21 protein-coding genes are annotated in these 20,669 nt (G+C 64.3%); 12 read left to right on the top strand and 9 right to left on the bottom strand.

What is annotated here, in order from left to right; translation table 11 throughout:
- Window positions 1-2 precede the first annotated feature (2 nt).
- Complete coding sequence (locus QUH67_RS27805; protein ID WP_300942645.1) at window positions 3-374, top strand: lysozyme inhibitor LprI family protein; 372 nt, start codon at window positions 3-5, stop codon at window positions 372-374.
- Entirely contained in the window at window positions 371-613 is a 243-nt protein-coding gene (locus QUH67_RS27800; protein WP_320416103.1) for a hypothetical protein, read from the top strand. Before QUH67_RS27805 ends, QUH67_RS27800 begins: the two co-directional genes overlap by 4 nt.
- A gap of 90 nt (window positions 614-703) precedes the next feature.
- Here the strand turns inward: QUH67_RS27800 and QUH67_RS27795 are convergent, their stop codons facing one another.
- Window positions 704-1,360 (bottom strand): hypothetical protein, encoded by a 657-nt coding sequence (locus QUH67_RS27795; RefSeq protein WP_300942642.1) that lies wholly within the window; start codon window positions 1,358-1,360, stop codon window positions 704-706.
- 199 nt (window positions 1,361-1,559) lie between these two features.
- On the opposite strand from QUH67_RS27795, the gene QUH67_RS27790 reads away from it, so the two are divergent.
- The 3 genes from QUH67_RS27790 (at window position 1,560) to QUH67_RS27780 (ending at window position 5,941) form a co-directional block, all read left to right on the top strand.
- A complete protein-coding gene (locus QUH67_RS27790; protein ID WP_300942641.1) occupies window positions 1,560-2,249 on the top strand; it encodes a TetR/AcrR family transcriptional regulator in 690 nt (229 codons plus the stop codon).
- 206 nt (window positions 2,250-2,455) lie between these two features.
- Window positions 2,456-4,165, top strand: a complete 1,710-nt coding sequence (locus tag QUH67_RS27785; RefSeq protein WP_300942640.1) for a sulfatase-like hydrolase/transferase — start codon at window positions 2,456-2,458, stop codon at window positions 4,163-4,165.
- A 12-nt stretch (window positions 4,166-4,177) separates the two neighbouring features.
- Entirely contained in the window at window positions 4,178-5,941 is a 1,764-nt protein-coding gene (locus QUH67_RS27780; RefSeq protein WP_300942638.1) for a sulfatase-like hydrolase/transferase, read from the top strand.
- 160 nt (window positions 5,942-6,101) lie between these two features.
- On the opposite strand, the gene QUH67_RS27775 is transcribed toward QUH67_RS27780, so the two are convergent.
- The 8 genes from QUH67_RS27775 to QUH67_RS27740 all read right to left on the bottom strand — a co-directional run bounded on the left by QUH67_RS27775 (window position 6,102) and on the right by QUH67_RS27740 (window position 13,526).
- Window positions 6,102-7,661 (bottom strand): ABC transporter permease/substrate-binding protein, encoded by a 1,560-nt coding sequence (locus QUH67_RS27775; protein WP_300942637.1) that lies wholly within the window; start codon window positions 7,659-7,661, stop codon window positions 6,102-6,104.
- Window positions 7,658-8,446 carry an ATP-binding cassette domain-containing protein gene (locus QUH67_RS27770; RefSeq protein WP_300942636.1) on the bottom strand — a complete coding sequence of 263 codons (789 nt, stop codon included), beginning with the start codon at window positions 8,444-8,446 and terminating at the stop codon, window positions 7,658-7,660. Before QUH67_RS27770 ends, QUH67_RS27775 begins: the two co-directional genes overlap by 4 nt.
- Window positions 8,447-8,541: 95 nt before the next feature.
- Window positions 8,542-8,814, bottom strand: coding sequence for a hypothetical protein (locus QUH67_RS27765; RefSeq protein WP_300942634.1), 273 nt, complete (start codon window positions 8,812-8,814; stop codon window positions 8,542-8,544).
- A 92-nt stretch (window positions 8,815-8,906) separates the two neighbouring features.
- Window positions 8,907-9,575 carry an ABC transporter ATP-binding protein gene (locus QUH67_RS27760; RefSeq protein WP_300942632.1) on the bottom strand — a complete coding sequence of 223 codons (669 nt, stop codon included), beginning with the start codon at window positions 9,573-9,575 and terminating at the stop codon, window positions 8,907-8,909.
- Entirely contained in the window at window positions 9,572-10,315 is a 744-nt protein-coding gene (locus QUH67_RS27755) for an ABC transporter ATP-binding protein (RefSeq protein WP_300942631.1), read from the bottom strand. Before QUH67_RS27755 ends, QUH67_RS27760 begins: the two co-directional genes overlap by 4 nt.
- Entirely contained in the window at window positions 10,315-11,274 is a 960-nt protein-coding gene (locus tag QUH67_RS27750; protein ID WP_300942630.1) for a branched-chain amino acid ABC transporter permease, read from the bottom strand. Before QUH67_RS27750 ends, QUH67_RS27755 begins: the two co-directional genes overlap by 1 nt.
- Window positions 11,271-12,170: a branched-chain amino acid ABC transporter permease gene (locus QUH67_RS27745; RefSeq protein WP_300942628.1), complete on the bottom strand. Its 900-nt coding sequence runs from the start codon at window positions 12,168-12,170 to the stop codon at window positions 11,271-11,273. The genes QUH67_RS27750 and QUH67_RS27745 overlap by 4 nt, the downstream gene beginning before the upstream one ends.
- A gap of 54 nt (window positions 12,171-12,224) precedes the next feature.
- Window positions 12,225-13,526, bottom strand: a complete 1,302-nt coding sequence (locus tag QUH67_RS27740; protein ID WP_300942626.1) for an ABC transporter substrate-binding protein — start codon at window positions 13,524-13,526, stop codon at window positions 12,225-12,227.
- A gap of 296 nt (window positions 13,527-13,822) precedes the next feature.
- On the opposite strand from QUH67_RS27740, the gene QUH67_RS27735 reads away from it, so the two are divergent.
- From QUH67_RS27735 to QUH67_RS27705, 7 genes are all read left to right on the top strand, one after another.
- Window positions 13,823-14,650, top strand: coding sequence for an ABC transporter ATP-binding protein (locus tag QUH67_RS27735; protein ID WP_300942624.1), 828 nt, complete (start codon window positions 13,823-13,825; stop codon window positions 14,648-14,650).
- Between the two features lie 153 nt (window positions 14,651-14,803).
- The gene (locus tag QUH67_RS27730; RefSeq protein WP_300942623.1) at window positions 14,804-15,589 is read left to right on the top strand and encodes an ABC transporter permease; all 786 of its coding nucleotides are present in this window, start codon (window positions 14,804-14,806) and stop codon (window positions 15,587-15,589) included.
- 178 nt (window positions 15,590-15,767) lie between these two features.
- Window positions 15,768-16,796, top strand: a complete 1,029-nt coding sequence (locus QUH67_RS27725) for an ABC transporter substrate-binding protein (RefSeq protein ID WP_300942622.1) — start codon at window positions 15,768-15,770, stop codon at window positions 16,794-16,796.
- Window positions 16,797-16,844: 48 nt separating this feature from the next.
- Window positions 16,845-17,543, top strand: a complete 699-nt coding sequence (locus tag QUH67_RS27720; protein ID WP_300942621.1) for an NUDIX hydrolase — start codon at window positions 16,845-16,847, stop codon at window positions 17,541-17,543.
- A gap of 276 nt (window positions 17,544-17,819) precedes the next feature.
- Entirely contained in the window at window positions 17,820-19,130 is a 1,311-nt protein-coding gene (locus tag QUH67_RS27715) for an ABC transporter substrate-binding protein (RefSeq protein WP_300942620.1), read from the top strand.
- A gap of 31 nt (window positions 19,131-19,161) precedes the next feature.
- Window positions 19,162-19,929: an ABC transporter ATP-binding protein gene (locus QUH67_RS27710; protein ID WP_300942618.1), complete on the top strand. Its 768-nt coding sequence runs from the start codon at window positions 19,162-19,164 to the stop codon at window positions 19,927-19,929.
- 3 nt (window positions 19,930-19,932) lie between these two features.
- Window positions 19,933-20,637 carry an ABC transporter ATP-binding protein gene (locus tag QUH67_RS27705; RefSeq protein ID WP_300942617.1) on the top strand — a complete coding sequence of 235 codons (705 nt, stop codon included), beginning with the start codon at window positions 19,933-19,935 and terminating at the stop codon, window positions 20,635-20,637.
- Window positions 20,638-20,669: the final 32 nt, after the last annotated feature.

The raw sequence follows: 20,669 nt of genomic DNA, 5'->3' as shown, positions 1-20,669 counted from the left end.
GCATGATGCTGCGAGCGGTCATGGGCCTTTTGGCCATCCTCGCGCTCGGGTCCGCCGTCCATGCCGGCGACCGCAGCGATAGCGAACCATCCTGCGACGGCAACACGTACCAGATGGTGGAATGCCTCAAGGCGAAGACCGCGGAATGGGACACGCGGTTGAACACCGCCTACCAGAAGGCGGTGCAGGACGCCCAGCCGGCGCAGCGCGAGCAGCTGCGAACGGCGCAGCGGCTGTGGATCCAGTACCGCAATGCCAACTGCCTGTATTACGGCATGGGCGAGGGTACCATCGCCCGGCTCGACGCCGGTGAATGCATGCGCAGCATGACCGAAGCGCGCGCCAAAGAACTCGAAGGCCTCGGCCGCCAGTGACGACGGGAAAAAGCCAGACGGAGCTGACACAGATCGCGGACGACGCGCTTCGCGGCCAGCCGGGATGCGCGACGGCGTCGGTGCCGGCCGTGCGAGGGCTTTCCAACATTCGCGAGGGCCGGAACTGGGAAATTCCCAACGTCATCCTCGGCGACTGCCTGATCAGCGACGTCGACCGCGCCGTGATGTCGGTGCAGCGTCAACTGGGGCGGAAGTATCATCTCGTGGACCGCGACTAGGTTCTTCGCAGCGATGGCTACCACTCTCCGTCATTCCGGGGCGCGCCCCTTGGCGCGAACCCGGAATCCAACTCTCCACGTAATCTGCTGTTAGATGGATTCCGGGTTCTCGCTACGCGAGCCCCGGAATGACGGGCGCATGGAACTGTCGCCTGCGCGCGGTGCCATCGCGATGATGCGCAGCGCGAAGACGGCGACCAGCGGGATCAGGAACAGCGCGTAGAGCGGCATGTCGGGAATCCGCTTGCCGAACGACACCATGAACTGGAACAGCAGGTAATAGCCGCCGACGAGATGCAGCCGGCGCCAGGCGCGCGCGCCGATCGCGGTTGCCGTGCGGTCGAACGAGGTCACGGTCATCGCCGTTATGAGGGCGTAGCCGATGCCGCCGAAGACGTAGGACGTGAGCGACGTCGCCGCCGCGTAGCCGGCCGGGTCCATCACGGCGAAGGCGGCAATGGCAGCGAGATGGATGGCGTGCGAGGCGGCAAAGCTGACGCCGAGATAGCGGCGATTGCGGCGCAGCCAACGGGTCAACGCATTGGGCCACAGCCGCGCCAGCGCGGCGGCCGCGAAGGCGAGGCAGAACAGCATCAGCGAGGTTCGCGCGGTGAAGCGGATCACCATCCGCACGCCGTCGACCTCGAATCCCCGCATGCCGGCGATCCAGATGCTCAGTCCGAGCAGGGTGAGCGAGAGGAGGGCAAACAGGCGCCAGCCATCGAACCAGTTTTGACGTGGTGGCATGTTGTGCTCCCCTGATTGCACCGTCATTGCGAGCGAAGCGAAGCAATCCATTCTTTCTAGACGCGGTGAGATGGATTGCTTCGCTTCGCTCGCAATCAAGCGGATCGTGATGTAATCATCAGTTACATACGCGTGTGCCGGGCGGTCAATCCGTGTAATCGGTGCTTACATTCACGATGCAGTGATGGTAGGAGAAAGAATGCGCCCTGTCGCCAAATCCTCCGACCCAAAATCCCCGGCTGCCAAGCCCCGCCGCCCTGCATCACGGGCCGTTTCGCCAAAACCCTATCATCACGGCGACCTGCGCCGGGTCCTGATCGACGCCGCCCTGCAACTGGTCGGCGAGGGCGGGGCGGAGGCGGTCAGCGTCCGCGAGGCCGCCCGACGCGCGGGTGTCTCGCCGGGCGCGCCGTTCCGGCATTTCCCGAGCCGCGACGCGCTGATGCAGGCGGTGGCGGAGGAGGCGCAGCGGCGCTTCCGGGCCGAGATCGAAGCCGCGCTGGCCGGGACGCCGGCCGGCGATCCGCTGGCGCGCTTTCGCTGTCTGGGCCTGGCCTATCTGCGCTGGTCGATGCGCAATCCGACGCATTTCGAGATCATTTCCAGCCGCCGGTTGTTCGATCATGACCGGGCGGACGCCGTCAGCCGCGACAATGCCGAACTGATCGAACTGACCGAGCGGACATTGGCGGAAGCCTTCGCCGCAGGTCAGCTCCGGCCGGTCGACCTGAAGCAGGTCCAGATTGCCGGGCGGGCGCTGGTCTACGGCTTTGCCCGGATGAATATCGACGGGCATTTTCCGCGCTGGGGTGTCGCAGGCCCGGAGGTCGAGCAGACGGCCGAAGCGATCATCGATCTATTCATCGAGGGCATTGCAAGGCGGGCATGACGGTGACCAAGCCGGGCTGCCGCGCGCTCCGGATCGTCAGTCTCAAATTTACCCTGCCGTGTCGGCCCTCGGGCAAATTCATTGCGCGTTCATGACGATTAAACTACGTTTTTATGACGCGACACAGTTTCCGGCTGGGTCGTCCGTCTCCTGGTCATCGCCAGTCAAGGCTTTGCATTGCGCCGGGTCATGTTGCGTTAGCTCCCATGGCGCCCGCGCCAACTCCAGGACCCTCCGCTGCCACTCTCGTCGCCGGTTTGGCCGCCATTGGCTTCTGGCGGCTTTCCGCCGTTGCTGCACCGCACATGGCGGCGCTGGCGATCATGTTGCAGACCGAGGCCGATTTCGGCGGCCGCATAGGCTTCACGCTGGCGTGGGGCATCCTGAACTTCTTCTTCATCGCGCTGCTGCGGCGCCCGGCGCTGTCGGGCGCACTGTCGCTCACGCTGGTCGTGCTGCTGGTGCTGCTGTCGCGGCTCAAGCACGACGTCGTGCAGATGACCGCCAACTTCGTCGACCTGATGGTGATCGACCGCGACACCGCGGCCTACCTGTTCACGATCTTTCCGAACTTGCGCTGGAATGTGGTTGGCGCGGCGATCGTGATCCTGCCGCTGATGTATGCGCTGTGGTGGCTCGACCCGTTCCGCATCCGCCGCCTGCCGGCGCTGGCCGGCAAGCTGGCCTGTCTCGCCGTGCTGGCCGGCTATTCCGTCACCTGGCCGGACGAAGCCTGGCGCGGCTATTATGCCGACGGCTATCTCTCCAAATTCGCCCGTTCGGGCGTGACGGCGGTGTCCGACTTCGCCAATTACGGCTTCATGGAGTCGGAGGCCGTGACCGCCGAGCGGCTGAAGATGCCGCTGGTCGATTCCTGTCATGTCGCCGGGCGCCGCCCGCACATCATCATGATCCATGACGAGTCGAGCTTCGACATCCGTCAGGCCAGTGGCGTCAAGGTGCCGGCGGATTATGGCGGCCACTTCAAGTCGTTCGACGGCCGCGAGCGCAAGTTCATGGCCGAAAGCAGCGGCGGCGCCAGCTGGATGGCCGAGTACAACGTGCTGGCCGGCCTGTCCTCGCGCTCGTTCGGCCGCTTCTCCTATTTCGTCACCCGCATCGCCTCGGGACGGGTCGAGCGTGGATTGCCGCTGGCGCTGCGCCGCTGCGGCTACACCACCCTTTCGCTCTATCCGGCCTACGGCGCCTTCATGGGCGCGCGCGGCTTCCAGACCTCCACGGGCATCCAGCACTTCTACGACGCGCGTGCGCTCGGCGCCAAGGGCATCGAGCCTGACAGCTTCTATTACGGCAAGGCCGTCGATCTGATCGCCGAACAGCCGGTCAATACGCCGCTATTCACCTTCGTCTATCTCGCCGCCAACCATTTCCCCTGGGAAACCAAATTCCGCCCGGAGCTGCTGCCGACCTGGCGCAAGCCGGGCAACGCGCCGGTGGTCGACGAATATCTGCGCCGCCAGACCCTGAGCGCGGGCGACTATGCGGGCTTCATTGCCAGCCTGAAAAAGAAGTTCCCGGCGCAGCCGTTCCTGATCGTTCGCTATGGCGACCATCAGCCGGAGTTCTCGTCGAACCTGCTGGATCCCGGCCTCGATGAAGCCCGGGTCGCCCGCAAGTTCGACACTTATGACCCGCGCTACTTCACCACCTATTACGCGATCGACGCCATCAATTTCGAGCCCGTGAAGAGCTCTGCCGTCATGGACCGGATCGACGCACCCTATCTGCCGCTGGTGATCCAGGAAGCCGCCGGCATTCCGCTCGACCCGTCGTTCGAGGAGCAAAAGAACATCATGCTCCGCTGCAAGGGGGTATTCTACGCCTGCAAGGACGGCGCCGAAGCCCGCAGGTTCAATCGATTGCTGATCGAGGCCGGGTTCATCAAGGGCCTTTGAAGGAAAGCCGCCATGTCCGTGGTTGCGGAATCGGGAACGAACCAAAGCGCTGGCGCGAAAGCACGCGGCGCCGGCTTCTTTGCGCTGGCCGGCCTGACCGTTGCCGCGCATCTCGTCGCGCTCGCCGTGCTGTTCACCACCGAATACGGGCCGTTTGCGATCACGCTGTCAGTGCTGGCGTGGATTTTTCTGAACTGTTTCATGCTGGCCGTGCTGCGGCGGCCCGGCGTCTGCGCCGCGCTGGCGCTGGCCTTGATCGTGATCCTGATTGCGCTGTCGCACTTCAAGTTCGGGATCCTGCAGCTCACGCTGACTTTCCTCGATTTTCTGATCATTGACCGCGATACGTTTTCGTTCCTGCTGTCGGTGTTTCCGCGGCTGCAGATGCAGTTGATCGTGGCCGGCCTTGTGGCGGCCCCCGTGCTGTGGGCGCTGTGGCGCTTCGATCCGTTCCGCGTGCGCCGCAGCGTCGCGCTGGGCGGCGTGGCCGCGACGGCCGCGCTGATTGCGGCGATGGCGGTCGCTTCGCCCGAGCAGGCGTGGGAGCCGTTCCAGGGTGTCAATCACATTTCCAATCTGGCGCGCTCGGGCGTGGTGGCGGTATCGCGGCTGGCTTCCACCGGATGGATCGAGGCCGATCCGCCGGCGGAAGGTGGTCTGCATCTGGCCGCCGCGCACGCCGCCCTTCCGTTGATGCAAACGCCCACGTCCGCGCCGGCCACGCCGTGCGAAGCGCCGGCCAAGCGACCGCACATCATCATGCTGCTGGATGAGTCGAGCTTTGACGTCACCTCGGCGCCCGATATCAAGGTGCCGTCCGGCTACACCGATTTCTTCAAGTCGAGCGACGGCAAGCAGCGCACCATGATCGCGGAGTCGACCGGCGGCCCGACCTGGTACACCGAGTTCAACGTGCTGACCGGCCTGTCGGCGCGCTCGTTCGGCGACCTGAAATTCTACGTCACGCGGATCGCCGCCGGCCGCGTCACGCGCGGACTGCCGCAGGCGCTGCAGCGCTGCGGCTACAAGACCGTCTCGCTCTATCCGACCTATGGCGACTTCCTCGGCGCGCGCACCTTCCAGAAGGGCACCGGCGTCGAAGAGTTCATCGACATGGCCGCGATGGGCGTGAACGAGGACATGCAGCCCGACAGCTTCTATTACGACCAGGCCTTGAAGGCGTTCGCGCGCGAAAAGGCGTCGCAATCGCCCGTGTTCATGTTCGTCTACCTCACCGCCAATCATTTTCCCTGGACCGACGTCTATCGTCCCGATCTGACGCCGAAGGGCTGGACGCCGCCGGGCAACACCGCGGAGGTCGACGAATACATCCGCCGCCAGACCATGACGGCCAGCGACTATCGCGACTTCACCGCACGACTGAAGCGGGACTATCCGGACGAGTCCTTTCTCGTGCTGCGTTTCGGCGATCACCAGCCGGCGATCTCGCAGAAAATGCTCGAGCCAGGGATCGACCAGAAACTGCTGGCGAAACGCCTGATGGCGTCAGACCCGCGCTATTATTCGACCTATTACGCGATCGATGGCATCAACTACGCGCCCGCCAACCTGTCATCCGCGCTCGAAACCCTCGACGCCGCCTACATCCCGCTGGTGCTGCAGGAAGCCGCCGGACTGCCGCTGGATCCCACCTTCACCGAACAGAAGAGCATCATGCTCCGCTGCAAGGGCGCCTTCTATGCCTGCAAGAAAGGCGCGGAAGCGCGGAGGTTCAATCGGATGCTGATCGACGCGGGGATGATCAAGGGGCTTTGATGCTTCCGTGATGGCAGGATGTGTCGGTCATCCACGTCTCCATCCCCGTCATTGCGAGCGTAGCGAAGCAATCCATTCCACGGCAAGCGGAAGCGTGGATTGCTTCGTCGCTTCGCTCCTCGCAATGACGTCGATGGAGCCCGCGCCAAACGAGAGCCACCTACTTCTTTCCCACCTTCTCCCACAGCCATTGCGCCACCGCGGCCGGCGAACTCGTCGCATCATTGCCGGATGCGCGCAGGTTGGCCTCGCGCATGGTGGCGATGTCGATCCGGCCGAGCAGTGGCGCAAGCGCCTTGCGCAGACGATCGTCTTCGGCGCGCTTCGGCGCCAGCAGCACCACCGCGTCGTAGGGCGGGATCGCGCGCCTGTTGTCCGTGAGCGCCACCAGGTCGTATTTGGCGATCAGTCCGTCGCTGGTGTAGCCGGCGATGACGTCGACTTCGCCGGAGGCGACGGCCGCATACATGAAGTCCGGCTGCATCTGGCGCTGGCCGCGGAACGACAGGCCGTAGGCCTTGCGCAGCGCCGCCCATTCCGGGCGCGAGAAAAATTCATAGTCGCCGGCGATCGACATGCTCGCCGCGCGCGAGGCGAGGTCGGCGATGCTGCGGATGCCCAATTGTTCGGCGCGTTTACGCGGCATCACCAGCGCATAGGCGTTCTCAAAGCCGAGTTCGCCGAGCAGCGTGATGTTGCGCCTGGCGAGCAGCGTCTTCAGTTCAGCCAGCAGCACCTCGCGCGGCCGGATGTCGGTGCGCTGGAACTGGTTGGCCCACAAGGTGCCGGAATAGTCGACATAGACGTCGATGTCATTGGACGCCAACGCCTCGAAGATCACGCTGGAGCCGAGGCCTTCGCGCGTCGCGGCGGGAATCGAGGCCGCACCGAGCCGCTGCGCGATCAATGCCGACAGCACATATTGTTCGGTGAAGGTCTTTGCGCCGACGATCGTACTGTTCTGCGCGCGCATGATTGATGGCACCAGCGTGGCGGCGACCAGCGCCGCGATGCCCGCGCCGCCGAGCACGGTCCGCCAGCGGCTGCGATGGCGCAGGCCGCTTTCGATCAGCGCCAGCAACTGGTCGACCGCCAGCGCCAGCACCGCCGCCGCGAGGCAGCCGAACAGCACGAACACCCAGTTCTGGGTCTGCAATCCCGCAAAAATGTAGTTGCCGAGGCTGGTCTGGCCGATCGGCGTCGACAGCGTCGCGGTGCCGATCACCCACACCGCCGCGGTGCGGATACCCGCCATCATCACCGGCAGCGCCAGCGGCAGTTCCACCGTGAACAGCGATTGCCGCGGCGTCATGCCGACGCCCTGCGCCGCTTCCAGGATCGCGGGCTCCACGCCCTGCAGGCCGGTGATGGTGTTGCGCAGCACGGGCAGCATCGAATAGAGCGCCAGCGCCAGCACGGCGGGCAGAAACCCGAAGGCGGAGAAGCCCACGCCGAACCACGACAGCGATAGCGCGGCGAGTGCCAGCAGCAGCGGATAGAACAGCGCCAGCAGCGCCAGCCCCGGCACGGTCTGCACGATGCTGGCGAGCCCTAGCAGCACGCCGCGCATCAGCGGGCGGTGACGCGAGGCAATCGCGAGGGGCAGGCTGACGAGCAGTCCGAGCGCCAGCGCTGTGACGCTGACCCGAACATGATTGCCGAGATAGTCGGGCAGGTGGCTAAGCGCTTCCGCCCAGCGCGGATCGGAAAACAGGCTCATGCGCTGATCTCGCGCGGCAGCAGGGCGCCGAGCCGCTTGGCCTGCCGCCGCGGCGTGCGCAGCAGCTCGCCGACATAGGCGTCGCCGTTCGCGGCAAGTTCCGTCGGCGTGCCCTGCGCCAGCAGTTTTCCGCTGCGCATCACCGCGATCCGGTCGGCCAGCAGAATGGCCTCGGTCATGTCATGGGTGATCATGACCGTGGTCAGGCCGAGCTTGCGATGCAGTTCGCGAAAATCGTCGCTGAGCGCGTCGCGGGTGAGGGGGTCGAGCGCCCCGAACGGCTCGTCCATCAGCACGATGCGCGGCCTGGCGGCGAGCGCCCGCGCGACGCCGACGCGCTGACGCTGGCCGCCCGAAAGTTCGTGCGGCAGGCGGTCGCGATATTGCGCCCGGTCGAGCCGTACCAGATCGAGCAGTTCATCCACCCGCGCGGCGATCTCGGCGGGCGGGATCCCCAAAAGCTTTGGGGTGATGCCTATATTGCCGGCGACGGTGAGATGCGGAAACAGCCCGCCGCTCTGGAACACATAACCGATCCGCCGCCGCAACAGGATCGGATCGACGGTGCTGATATCGTCGCCTTCCACAAAGATAGAGCCGGAGTCCGCCTCGATCAGCCGGTTGGCGAGCCGCAGCAGCGTGGTCTTGCCGGAACCGGAGCCGCCGACGATGGCCAAAAACTCGCCCTCGGCGACATCGAGCGAGACATCGTCGACCGCCACCACGCGACCGGCGTCAAAGGTCTTCGCGACATTCTTGTAGGCGATCAGGGGCGCGGCGGGCATTCGGTGCAGTTCCAACCCTCGGCTGTTGCCGGCGTGAAACGGTGATAGCCGATAAAAGGCCCAGGGGCGAATGCAAGACTTCGGCTGTGACGGCTTCAGCCGCGCGAGAACATGTTCTTCAACTGCACCAGAAGCGTGATCACCCAGGCGGCCGCATACATGCCCGAAAGCCCGAGCGCGGTTCGGCGATCGATCAGCGACAGGTTGGTCCACCACCACACCCGGTAGAACCACAATCCCGCCGTGGCGCCGCCCAGCAGGCAGACCAGCATCTTGAGGAACGAGGAATTCGCGACGCCCAATGCGCCGAACAGCAGCGTTGCCGGAACGAGAAACATCGTGCAGGCGGAAATCAGCGTCTCGTTCATGGCTCCCCGGCAGATCTGCGAATCGCAAGGCTCGATCCGCATTTTGCCGCAATCGGCCCCCTGCTGGAAAGGAGGCCGGTGGCCCGTCCCGCCTATTGGCCTTGCGAGCTGATCTCGCCCCGTTCGATCGTGAGCGTCACGTCTGCAAACGTTTCGAGCAGTTTCGGGTTCGATTCGGTGATCAGCAGCGTGATGTCCTTGTCCTGCGATCGCAGTCGGCGAAGCGCTTCGGCGTAGCGCTGCGCCAGCACGGGCGCGAGGCCCTGGAACGGCTCATCCAGAATGATCATCCTTGTGCCGAGCATCAGCGCCCGGCCGAGCGCCACCATCTTGCCTTGCCCGCCCGAGACCGATCCGGCGGGACGCTTCGCGAGCTCCTTGAGCTCCGGCAACACCGAATAGGCCCGCTCCAGCCGCCGCCGCGTCTCTTCCGGATTGAGTTTTGCGACGCGACCGGGCAGCAGGATGTTCTCTTCCACCGTGAAAGCCGAGAACAGGCGGCGATCCTCGGGGGCGTAGCCGAGGCCCAGTCCCGGCCGCCGGTGCGGCGCGATCGGGCCCAGATCCTCGCCGCCCAGACGCACGGTGCCGTTCGCCTTGGTGAACCCCATGATGGTGCGAACGGTCGTGGTCTTGCCGGCGCCGTTGCGCCCGATCAGCGCGGCGCTGACGCCCGGCTGCAGCGAAAAGCTGACATTGCGCAGCACCGGCGCATCGGCGATCGCGACGTTGACGTTCTCGAAACTCAGCATCGCCGTCATATGCCGATCACCTGCTCACGCACCTTCGGGTCGGCGAGCACCTCCGCCGGCGTGCCGATTTTCTGGATCTTGCCGACGTTCCACACCGCGACGCGGTTGGCGTAGCGTTCTACCATGTCCATGTCGTGCTCGACGAAAACCGAGGTGACCTTCTCCTCGGCAAGCGCCCGGGTGAGAATGTCCATGATCGCGAGTTTTTCGGACGACGCGACGCCCGAGGTCGGCTCGTCCATCAGCAGGAGTTTCGGCTTCAGCGCCAGCGCCAGCGCAATATCAACCAGCTTGCGCTGGCCTTCGGGTAGTTCCCGCGCGGTGCGTTGCGCGTAGGATTTGACGCCGACGAGATCCAGCAGCCGCTCCATCTCCGGCGCTTCCGGCATTTGCGACAGCGCCCGCAGGCCCGAAGGATGGCCGCGGCGCGAGGCGGCGGCGATCAGCATGTTCTCCATCACGGTCTGGTCGAGGAACAGCTGCGGGATCTGGAAGGCGCGGGCGATGCCGAGTTTTACGATCGTCCGCGGCAGCTGCGCCGTGATGTCCTGGCCGAGAAAGGTGACGGTGCCGGCCTGCGGACGGAGATAACCAGTCGATATGTTGAGGAACGTGGTCTTGCCGGCGCCGTTCGGCCCGATGATGGCGAGATTCTCGCCTTCGAGGACGTCGAGACTGATGCCGTCGGCGGCGATCACGCCGCCGAACCGGATCTGGATGTCCTTGGCGGAGAGCAGGACGTTGGCCATCAATGCCCTCCCTGCCTGGCCTGGCCGTAGCGCTGGCGGAGGCCGATCAGGCCGTTCGGCGCGTAGAGGATGATGACGATCAGCACGACGCCCAGAATGAGCTGCCAGGAATCTGCCAGGTGCGCGGCGGCATAGAACCGCACGCATTCGAACATCGCTGCTCCCGCGAACGCGCCGAACGCATGGGCGCCGCCGCCGAGGATCGCGATGAACACGAATTCGCCGGACTTGGTCCAGAAGCCGAATTCCGGCGTGGCGATCTGCTGGATGATCGCCACCAGCGTGCCGCCGATACCACCGAGGAGCGCCGAGATCACGTAGCCGATCAGCAGCACGCGGCGCGCCGACATGCCGAGATACTCGAGCCGGGTTTCGTTCGACTTCATCGCCCGGAGCATGTGCCCGAGTGGGCTGTCGAGGTAACGCTGCACGGCGTAGAACGCGATGACCGCGATCGCAAGACTCACGTAGAGGATGACGTATTGAAAAGCCTCAGGCGTGAAGCTCAATCCCAGCAGGCCGGGGCGGGCGACGCGGATGCCGTCGGCGCCGTTGGTGTAGTGGAACATTTTTTCCAACAGCGACCACAGCACCATCGAGAACGCCAGGTTGAGCATGCCGAAGAAGATTTCGCGGTAGCGCACCACGAACAGCCCGACGATCAGTCCGAACATGGTCGACGATACGCCGCCGAGCACGAGAAACAGCAGAATATCGCCGCCGCCGATGAACTTACCCCAGAATGCCGCGGCGTAGGCCCCGGTGGCAAAGAACATCGCGTGTCCGAACGACACTTGCCCGGCCTGTAGCAGCAGCACGATGCCGAGCACGACGATGCCCTTGGCCAGGATCAGCGCGAACAGCGTCGCCCAGCTCGCCACGAACAGCGGCGCCACCGCGCTGACCAGAAAGAACACGATCGCAGCGATCGTGATCGGCTTGATACGGCCCGCCATCATATTTTTCTCACCTGGACGGCACCAAACAGTCCGAACGGACGCACCAGCAGCACCAGCACCATCAGCAGGTAGGGCACGAGAACTTCGAACTCCGGCTGCAGATAGATGACGAAGGCCCGGGTCAGGCCGATCATCAGCGCGGTCAACGCGGTGCCCTCGATCTGGCCGAGGCCCGCGGTGGCCGCCACCGCAAACGACAGCACGATCATGTCGGCGCCCATGCCCGGCACCAGCGAGGTGGTCGGCGAGGCCAGCGCGCCGCCGAGGGCGGCGAAACTCGCGCCGATCACGAATGTCAGGAAGTAGACCCGCTGGGCGTCGATGCCGATCGCGGTGGAAGCTTCGCGGTCTTCCGTCACGGCCAGGATGACGGCGCCCGCAAGCGTTTTCCGCAGGAAGTAGCGCAGGCCGAACAGCGTCGCCAGCGCCACGCCCGGCAGCAGCAGAACCTGATAGGACGTATAGTTGACCCCGAACACGCTGATGTTAGGCAGCAGTTTTAAGGGCTCGGCGGCAAAAATCGGCTGAACGCCCCAGATCAGGCGCTGCAAATTGTCCATGATCATGAACGCTGCGAACGTGATCAGGAGCTGCAGCACGTCGTCGCGCCCGTACAGCGGCCGAAGCAGAAACCGTTCGATGAAGCCACCGCACACGACGCCGATCACGATCGAAGCCGCCAGCAGCGCCGGATAGGTCAGCCACGGCGAAATGGGCGCAATCGCGAGGCTGAAGGTTGCGGCGAGATAGGCGCCGAAGGCGTAGAGCGACCCGTGCGCGACGTTCACCACGCGCAGCACGCCGAAGATCAGGCTGAGCCCGACGGAAACCAGGAACACCAAGGCGGCGTAACTGATCCCGTCGAGGACGGCCAGGATAGCGAGTGTCGAATTCATGGAGACCTTCAGGAAAGCCGGTCCTCCGGCAAGACCGGAGGACCGTGATCGGGGCTACTGCTTGAAGGTCGGCACGTCCATCTTGACGAAGTCCGGCTTGAGCGTCTTCAGCCAGTCGACCGAGCGCTGGCCTGCCGGATTGGTGATCACCTTCGGATCGAAGATCATCATGTTGTCGAGCAGCTTGAAGTCGTAGCCCGGAACCGCCTTGGTGACGCCGACGAGCTGGGCTTCCAGGCCCTGGTTGTCCTCGGGCCGCAGCGTGATCGGCCGGCCGAAGCCGGTCGCGAATTCGGTGCCTGATGTCGCATCCACCACCTGCTCGCGGGTCGGCCAGTTGCCGCCATTGGCCTTGATCGCCTTTTCATAGACGGTCTGCAGCGCCGTGAACGCCTGCGCCATGTGATAGACCGGATAGATCGGCCAGGCGCCGGTCTTGGCCTTGAAGGCTTCGGCGAACGCCTTGAACGCCGGGTCGTTCTTCTTTTCGGGATGCAGGAACCAGTGGTCGCCGCGCGCGCCGACGATCAGCCCTTCCGGCAGATCCTTGCCGAGCCGCTGGATCGAGGATTCCCCGATGGCCAGAACGAAGGTCGATTGCTGCAGCAATCCGCGCTGGCCGGCCTGTCGAACCAGCGTGTCGAGGTCGCCGCCCCAGGAGGTGGTGAGAACGACATCCGGCCGCAACGCCAGCAGGCGCGAGACCTCGGTGGAATAGTCGGGCGCGCCGAACTTCGGGAACAGTTCCGCCACCACCTGCACGTCGGGCTTCATCGCCTTCAACGCGGTGGAGAAAATCTCCCAGCTTTCGCGGCCCCACGCATAGTCCTGATTGACGACCGCGATGGTCTTGAAGTCGGGCTTGGTCTTGAGCAGATACACCAGCACGGCCAGCATCTCGGGTGTACCGTTCGCCTGCGTGCGGAAATTGTAGCGATACTTCTTGGTCTCGAGGATAGAGGCCGCGCCGCAATCCCACATGAAGTTCATGACCTTGAGGTCTTCGGCGACGGGAACGAGCTGGTTGCAGCTGCCCGAGGAGATCGAGGCGAAGGTCGCGTCGACCTTTTCATCCTGCACCATGCGCCGGTAATTCGAGACCAGCGCTTCGCCGCCGGCGCCTTCATCGACAAAGGAAAGCTTCACGGGTACGCCGCCGATGCCGCCCTTCTTGTTGAGATCTTCGGCGATCATTTCGGCCGCGGCCTTTGCCGGCACGCCGAAGACGGAAGCCGGCCCCGAAAGGAATGTCGTGATACCGATCTTGATTTCCTGGGGCTTGCCTTGCGCAAGCGCTGCGCCAGTCAATGTCGCCAATGCAATACCGGCTGCAAACGCAGCCTTGAAACAATTCATTAAAGTCCTCCCTTTTCTTCGACGTGCGCCGGCCTGGCGGCCGCCGCATTTTTTCTTGCCGGGACGCTACTATATTTTCGGCGCATTGCCAGCACTTAACTGCCCGCGCTGGCGTTGCATTTGAAATCAGGCCGGGATTGAGTCCTGCAAAATTGTCGCAGTTGCGCGCCGTGCTTTGCAGGTGGCTCAGTCACAGGTTGCGTGCCTCCGAACATGCCGCTTTTTCGGCGCCCGATGGCCGCGTTGAAAGTCTCTTGCTTTACCGCTAAGGCATCCGTCCAACTCCCGGAGGAAGCATGACGGATACGGCCCAGCCAGCGGCGGTTACGCTGGACGATGCGACGGTGGCGTTTCGCGTGGCCGGCGATCGCGTCTATACGGCGGTGGAGCGGGCCAGCCTTTCCGTCGCCCATGGCGAGTTCGTCGCCATCGTCGGGCCGACCGGCTGCGGGAAATCGACGCTGCTCAACGTCGCGGCCGGTCTGCTGAAGCCCGCTGCGGGTTCAGTGAAGATTTTCGGTGAGCCGCTAACGGGGCTGAACCGGGACGCCGGCTATCTGTTCCAGGCCGATGCGCTGTTTCCCTGGAAGACCGCGATCGACAACGTCGCCATCGGCCTCGACATCAAGGGCGCGCCCCGCGCGCAGGCGCTGCAGCGCGCGCAGGGCTGGCTCACTTCCGTGGGGCTCGGCGCCTTCGCCAACCGTTACCCGCACATGCTGTCCGGCGGACAGCGCAAGCGCGTCGGCCTCGCACAGGTCCTGATCCGCGATCCCAAGATATTACTTATGGACGAACCGTTCGGCCCGCTCGACGCGCAGACCCGGCAGATCATGGGCAACCTGCTGCTCGATCTGTGGAACGCCGACCGCAAGGCGGTGCTGTTCGTCACGCATGATCTGGAAGAGGCGATCGCGCTGGCCGATCGCGTCGTCATCATGTCGGCGGGCCCCTCGGCGCGCATCATCGGCGACTGGAAGGTGACGCTGCCGCGCCCGCGCGACATCTCGGAAGTTCGGATGGAAAAGCAGTTTCACGAGCTGCACCGTGAAATCTGGAGCGTGTTGAAGGACGAAGTGATGAAGGGCTATGCGCAGTCCACCCAAGCGGCGGAGGCGGTCTGATGTCGTCTCGCGCACGTCGTCCCGGCGAAGGCCGGGACCCATACGCCGTGCCCTGTCGTTTTGGCAGCCGGGTCGAGATCTTCGGCAATAATTCACACCAAGGGTTATGGGTCCCGGCCTTCGCCGGGACGACCCGGAAATAGTTTGTCGCACATGTCCCGATTCACGCTCCTGTTCTGGCAATTGATGGTGGCCGTGGTGGCGCTCTCGCTGTGGCAGTTCCTCGCCACGGTGCCGCTGTTCGGCCGCGTCCTGCTGCCGCCGTTCTTCTTCTCCACGCCGGTCGAAGTCGCCGCCCAGGTGGTGAAATGGTTCACGACAGGGGTGATCTGGAAGCACCTTTTCATCACGCTGTGGGAATCGATCCTGGCGTTCGTGATCGGCTCGGTCGGCGGCGTGCTGGTCGGGTTCTGGTTTGCGCGCAGGCCGCTGGTCGCGGCGGTGTTCGATCCCTACGTCAAGATGATCAACGCGCTGCCGCGCGTGGTGCTGGCGCCGATCTTCGCGCTATGGCTCGGGCTCGGCATCTGGTCAAAAGTCGCGCTCGGCGTCACGCTGGTGTTCTTCATCGTGTTCTTCAACGTTTATCAGGGCGTCAAGGAAGTCTCGACCACGGTGCTCGATAACGGCCGCATGCTCGGCATGAACGAGCGACAGCTGACGCGGCACGTCTATTGGCCGTCGGCGTTGTCGTGGATGTTCTCCTCGCTGCACACGGCGGTCGGCTTCGCCGTGGTCGGCGCGGTGGTCGGCGAATATCTGGGCTCGGCGGCCGGTCTCGGCTATCTGATCCAGCAGGCCGAAGGTGTGTTCGACGTCGCCGCCGTGTTCGCCGGCATGTTCGTGCTGTCGGCCTTCGTGATCCTGATCGATTTCGGCGTGACGCTGGTCGAGCGGCGGCTCTTGGTGTGGCGGCCGACGGTGGACGGCAGGGGGTAGGTCTCTCCGTCATTCCGGGGCGCGCCCCTTGGCGCGAACCCGGAATCCATCGGGCAGCGAACTCGGCGGTGAGTTGGATTCCGGGTTCGTGCTACGCACGCCCTGGAATGACGGCCGGAGAGCTTCTCAACACCCCCGTGCTGCTCTATCTTGCCGGCCAACGAATTGGAGGGAACCCATGACAAAACTGTTCGCCCGGCTGGCCGCTTCGCTGCTGGCGCTGACCCTCGCCACCGGATTTGCCGCGGCGCAAAGCAAGGTCACGGTCGCGATCGGCGGCGGCTCTTGCCTGTGCTATCTGCCCACCGTGCTGGCCAAACAGCTTGGCGAATATGAAAAGGCGGGCCTCTCGGTTGAACTGGTTGATCTCAAGGGCGGGTCGGACGCACTGAAGGCCGTGCTCGGCGGCAGCGCCGACGTGGTGTCGGGCTATTTCGATCATTGCGTCAATCTCGCCGCCAAGAAGCAGGAACTGCAGTCCTTCGTGGTCTATGATCGCTATCCCGGCCTGGTACTGGTGGTTTCACCCTCGAAAACCTCCGAGATCAAGTCGGTCAAGGATCTGGCCGGCAAGAAGGTCGGCGTCAGCGCGCCGGGCTCCTCCACCGATTTCTTCCTGAAATATCTATTGAAGAAGAACGGCCTCGACCCGACTAGCGCATCGGTAATCGGCGTCGGCCTCGGCGCCACCGCGGTGGCGGCAATGCAGCAGGGGCAGATCGATGCTGCGGTAATGCTCGATCCCGCCGTCACCGTGCTGCAGGCCGCTCACCCCGACCTGAAGATCTTGGCCGACACCCGCACCGCCAAGGATACGCTCGCCGTGTTCGGCGGCGAATATCCCGGCGGCGCGCTCTACACCACCACCGCCTGGATCAAGTCGCACGAAAAGGAAACGCAGGCGCTGGCCACCGCGATCGTCAATACGCTCGCCTGGATCCACTCGCATTCGCCGGAAGAGATCATGGCGAAGATGCCGGATGAGATCGTCGGCAAGAACAAGGAGCAGTACCTGGCGGCGCTGAAGAACACGATTCCGATGTATTCGCTGACCGGGCTGATGGATCCCAAGGGCGCGGATGCAGTGCTCGCGGTGTTCAGCGAGGGCTCGCCTGACGTCGCCAAGGCCAATATCGACGTCACCAAGACTTACACCAACAAATATGTCGAGCAGGTCAAGAAGACGACCGGCACGAGCGCAAAATAGGTCTGGTGACATCATCGCGATATCAGGCGGCATCGGACGACGCGTGACATGAATGCTCCGGTCATGCATCGTGTCAGCACGCTCGACCTCGCCGTCGAACCGTGGGCATGGCCGTTTGCCGACACGCGGCGCGACGAGATCGCGGCTTATTTCGCCGGGCAGCAGCGCGAGAAGCCCGCGCTGTGGAACGGTCGCGTCCTGATCGGACGAAACCCGTTGTTTTCGGACGACCGTTTCAGCGCCAGCTATTTCGAAACCGACTTCGCGAGCTTTCTGGCCTGGCGCGACTGGGGCTTTCCCGACGTGCCCGTGTTCAACGGCTTCGGCATGGGCGCGCTCCGCTGCGCCGACGGCGCCTTCGTGCTCGGCGAGATGGGCCAGCACACGGCGAATCCCGGGCGTATCTATTTTCCGTCCGGCACGCCCGATCTCAGCGACGTCAGGGACGGCATGCTCGATATTCCGGGCAGCGTTGTACGCGAGCTCGAGGAAGAGACGGGCCTGACGCCGGGCGAATACGAGAGCGACCCCGATTGGCACTGCATCTCTACCGGGCCGGCGGTGGCGATGATCCGGATTTTGCGGGTCGATATGCCGGGGGAAGCCCTGCGCGCGCGGATCGTCGCCAATCTCGCCAGCCAGCGCGAGCCCGAATTGTCGGCGATTCACATCGTGCGCGGCAGGGGCGATCTGACCGCGGCGATGCCGCGCTTCGTCACGGCGTTCCTGGAACGGCAGTTCTCATAACTGTCCGACGATCTTGCCGGGCAGATGCTCTGGTCCGCCGTTTTTGAAGCCGATCACGACCAGCCCGGCGCGACCATCTCGCAGACGTCAGGCCACGCCGCAGCGCGTAACCCTGAGTTGCGCGCTCCGACCGCAAGCGAGCGGGCGCCTGCGCGGCGTGGCCGCAAGCAACACGCTTGACATCCGGTCGCGCTACCAATGTGATGGGTGCCAACAAGAATAAAAAAACGCGCTGCACAAAACGCGCTGCACAAAAATAGGTCTAGGGAGGATTCGATGCCGGGGCACAAAGCTGCACGCCTTCTCGTTGGGCTGTCCGCCGCGATCGCGGTGCTGGGGATGGCGGTCGTCGCCGAGGCTCAGGAAAAGAAAATCAAGATCGGCGTGATCTACGACCTGACCGGCCCGCTCGCCGGCGGCGGCTCGGAGCTGCAATATATCGGCGCCAAGATCATGCTCGACCAGTACGCCAAGACCGGCGTCGAGGGCTACAAGGTCGAGGCGGTCTATGCCGACGCCCAGAGCAAGCCGGACGTCGCGATCAACGAGGCGGTGCGGCTGATCGAGCAGGAAAAGGTCAACATGCTGCTCGGCTTCTTCTCCTCGGCGCAATGCGTGCCGGTGGCCGCGCGCGTCGAGCAGCTCAAGAATTTCATGTGGATCACCACCTGCATCTCGTCGGCGGTGCTGGCGGACAAGAACTTCAAATACGTGTTCCGGCCGCAGGCGTCCGGCGACCAGTTCGGCATGATGACGATGGATTTCATCGCGCAGAACGCCAAGGAGAAGTTCGGCAAGGAGCCGAAAGACCTGCGCGTCGCCATCATCCATGAGGACGGCGCCTACGGCGTCGACGTCTCCAAGGGCAACGATGCCGGCGCCAAGAAGGCCGGCTTCAACGTCGTGATGAAGGAAGGCTATTCCGCCACCGCGCCGGATCTCTCCGCGCTGGTCACCAAGCTGAAGCGCGCGCGGCCCGACGTCATCTTCCACACCGGCTATAACCCCGACATCACCCTGTTCGGCCGGCAGGCGCGCGAGCAGGGCCTGAAATTCGCTGCCCTGGTCGGTCACGGCGCGGGTTATGGCGTCTATGAGAAGCTGAAGGAAGGCCTCGGCGGTGACGTCAACTACGTCTTCAACACCGATCCGATCTCGATCTGGCTCGCCAACCAGAAATCGATGGACCCGAAACTGCCGCCGGTCATCAAGATGGTCGGCGAAGAGTTCGACAAGGCGAAGCCGGGGGTTGCGATCCGGTCCGCTCATGTCGGCATGGCCGCGTCGAACACCTACCTGTTCCTTACCGACGTGTTGCCGCGCGCGATTAAGAAGTATGGCGGCGTCGATCCCGATGCGTTGCGCAAGGCGGCGCTCGAAGTCGACATTCCCGAGGGCGGCACCATGCTCGGCTTCGGCGTCAAATTCCACGGCGAAGGGCATCAGATGGCCGGTCAGAACGAGCGCTCGTTCCCGGTGGTCATCCAGTACATCGACGACAAGTCCTATGTGGTGTGGCCGAAGAGCCAGGCGCAGCGTGAGGCCGTGCTGCCGCTGCCCAAGGGAACCACGTTCAGCAACCAGTAAAGCCAGCAAACAGGTAAGCGGAGGTTCTGGCGTGCTGACGGTAGACGGTCTGGTGAAGCGCTTCGGCGGCTTCACTGCAGTAAACAACGTGTCGTTCCAGGTCGAAAAGGGCGAAATTCTCGGCCTGATCGGCCCGAACGGCTCCGGCAAGAGCACCATCTTCAACATGCTGTCGGGCACGCTGATCCCGACCGCAGGCTCCATCCTGTTCGACGGAACGCAGATCGCGGGCAAGGCGCCGCATCGGATCATCAACAGCGGCGTCGGCCGCACCTTCCAGATCCCGCGGCCGTTTCACCGGCTCAGCATCTTTGAGAACGTCGCGTTGGCCGGTTATTACGGGCAGGGCAGCCACAGCCGCGTCAAGGCGGACGAGGCGGCCGAGCGCGCGCTCGCCATGGTCGGCCTGCCGACCGATCGCCACGCCAGCGTCGACGGACTCGGCGCGGCCGGGTTGAAGAAACTCGAACTTGCCAAAGCGCTCGCCACCGGCCCAAAGCTGCTGCTCGCCGACGAAAGCCTCGGCGGGCTCGACGAGCACGAGATGGATCAGGCCGCCGACATGCTGCGCAAGATCCGCGATGAACTCGGCATCACCATCATCTGGGTCGAGCACATCATGGGCGTGCTGATGCGTGTCGTCGACCGCGTCATGGTGCTCGATCACGGCGAGAAGATCTCGGAAGGTTTGCCCAGCGCGGTGGCCGGTGACCCCAGGGTGATCGAGGTCTATCTCGGCACGGATGCGGATTCGAGCCAGGCCGCGGCCGGTGAAGCGCGCCGCAAGGCGGGGGTCTGACGCATGCTCGAACTGAAATCGGTCGACGCGGGCTACGGCACATTTCAGGCCTTGTTCGGCGTCAATCTCGAGGTCAAGGCGGGCGAGGCGGTCGGCGTCATCGGCCCCAACGGCGCCGGCAAGACCACGCTGATGCGGGTGATCTCCGGCCTGATCCGTCCCACCAAAGGCGCGATCTCGATGGAAGGAGTTGACGTGCTGGCGACGCCGGCGCATCGCATCGTCGATCTCGGCATCGCCCATGTGCCGGAAAACCGCCGGCTGTTTCCGCGGCTTACCGTCGACGACAATCTGAAGATGGGCGCCTACATGCCGGGTGCTCGCGCCAAATATGCCGAGCGGCTCGAATTCGTGTTCGACCTGTTCCCGCGCATGAAGGAGCGGCGCGGCCAGATGGCCGGCACCATGTCGGGCGGCGAGCAGCAGATGTGCGCGATCGGCCGCGCGCTGATGTCGGACCCGAAACTGCTGCTGCTCGACGAACCTTCCGCGGGGCTGGCGCCGGTCGTGGTGCAGCAGGTGTTCGAACTGGTCAAGCGCATCCGCGCCAGCGGCCTGACGGTCTTGATCGTCGAGCAGAATGTGCAGCAGGTGCTGAAAGTGGTCGACCGCGCCTATTTGCTGGAGGCCGGCAGTATCCGCGCCTCGGGCACGTCGGAAGAGATGATGAACACGGATACGATCAAGCAGGCTTATCTCGGGGTTTAGCGCATGATCCGAAAAAGTGGGGGCCGGTTTTT

The organism is Bradyrhizobium roseum, assembly GCF_030413175.1.
GTDB lineage: Bacteria > Pseudomonadota > Alphaproteobacteria > Rhizobiales > Xanthobacteraceae > Bradyrhizobium > Bradyrhizobium roseum.
Note: the sequence above shows the minus strand (reverse complement) of the source record. Positions and strands in the feature narration are given on the sequence as shown.

Coding starts and splice junctions, on each gene's coding strand:
- QUH67_RS27745 (WP_300942628.1), bottom strand. CDS start 12,170: ATGAATTCGACACTCGCTATCCTGGCCGTCCTCGACGGGATCAGTTAC.
- QUH67_RS27790 (WP_300942641.1), top strand. CDS start 1,560: ATGCGCCCTGTCGCCAAATCCTCCGACCCAAAATCCCCGGCTGCCAAG.
- QUH67_RS27760 (WP_300942632.1), bottom strand. CDS start 9,575: ATGACGGCGATGCTGAGTTTCGAGAACGTCAACGTCGCGATCGCCGAT.
- QUH67_RS27740 (WP_300942626.1), bottom strand. CDS start 13,526: ATGAATTGTTTCAAGGCTGCGTTTGCAGCCGGTATTGCATTGGCGACA.
- QUH67_RS27795 (WP_300942642.1), bottom strand. CDS start 1,360: ATGCCACCACGTCAAAACTGGTTCGATGGCTGGCGCCTGTTTGCCCTC.
- QUH67_RS27720 (WP_300942621.1), top strand. CDS start 16,845: ATGAATGCTCCGGTCATGCATCGTGTCAGCACGCTCGACCTCGCCGTC.
- QUH67_RS27765 (WP_300942634.1), bottom strand. CDS start 8,814: ATGAACGAGACGCTGATTTCCGCCTGCACGATGTTTCTCGTTCCGGCA.
- QUH67_RS27725 (WP_300942622.1), top strand. CDS start 15,768: ATGACAAAACTGTTCGCCCGGCTGGCCGCTTCGCTGCTGGCGCTGACC.
- QUH67_RS27755 (WP_300942631.1), bottom strand. CDS start 10,315: ATGGCCAACGTCCTGCTCTCCGCCAAGGACATCCAGATCCGGTTCGGC.
- QUH67_RS27775 (WP_300942637.1), bottom strand. CDS start 7,661: ATGAGCCTGTTTTCCGATCCGCGCTGGGCGGAAGCGCTTAGCCACCTG.
- QUH67_RS27730 (WP_300942623.1), top strand. CDS start 14,804: ATGTCCCGATTCACGCTCCTGTTCTGGCAATTGATGGTGGCCGTGGTG.
- QUH67_RS27750 (WP_300942630.1), bottom strand. CDS start 11,274: ATGATGGCGGGCCGTATCAAGCCGATCACGATCGCTGCGATCGTGTTC.
- QUH67_RS27785 (WP_300942640.1), top strand. CDS start 2,456: ATGGCGCCCGCGCCAACTCCAGGACCCTCCGCTGCCACTCTCGTCGCC.
- QUH67_RS27780 (WP_300942638.1), top strand. CDS start 4,178: ATGTCCGTGGTTGCGGAATCGGGAACGAACCAAAGCGCTGGCGCGAAA.
- QUH67_RS27805 (WP_300942645.1), top strand. CDS start 3: ATGATGCTGCGAGCGGTCATGGGCCTTTTGGCCATCCTCGCGCTCGGG.
- QUH67_RS27770 (WP_300942636.1), bottom strand. CDS start 8,446: ATGCCCGCCGCGCCCCTGATCGCCTACAAGAATGTCGCGAAGACCTTT.
- QUH67_RS27735 (WP_300942624.1), top strand. CDS start 13,823: ATGACGGATACGGCCCAGCCAGCGGCGGTTACGCTGGACGATGCGACG.
- QUH67_RS27715 (WP_300942620.1), top strand. CDS start 17,820: ATGCCGGGGCACAAAGCTGCACGCCTTCTCGTTGGGCTGTCCGCCGCG.
- QUH67_RS27705 (WP_300942617.1), top strand. CDS start 19,933: ATGCTCGAACTGAAATCGGTCGACGCGGGCTACGGCACATTTCAGGCC.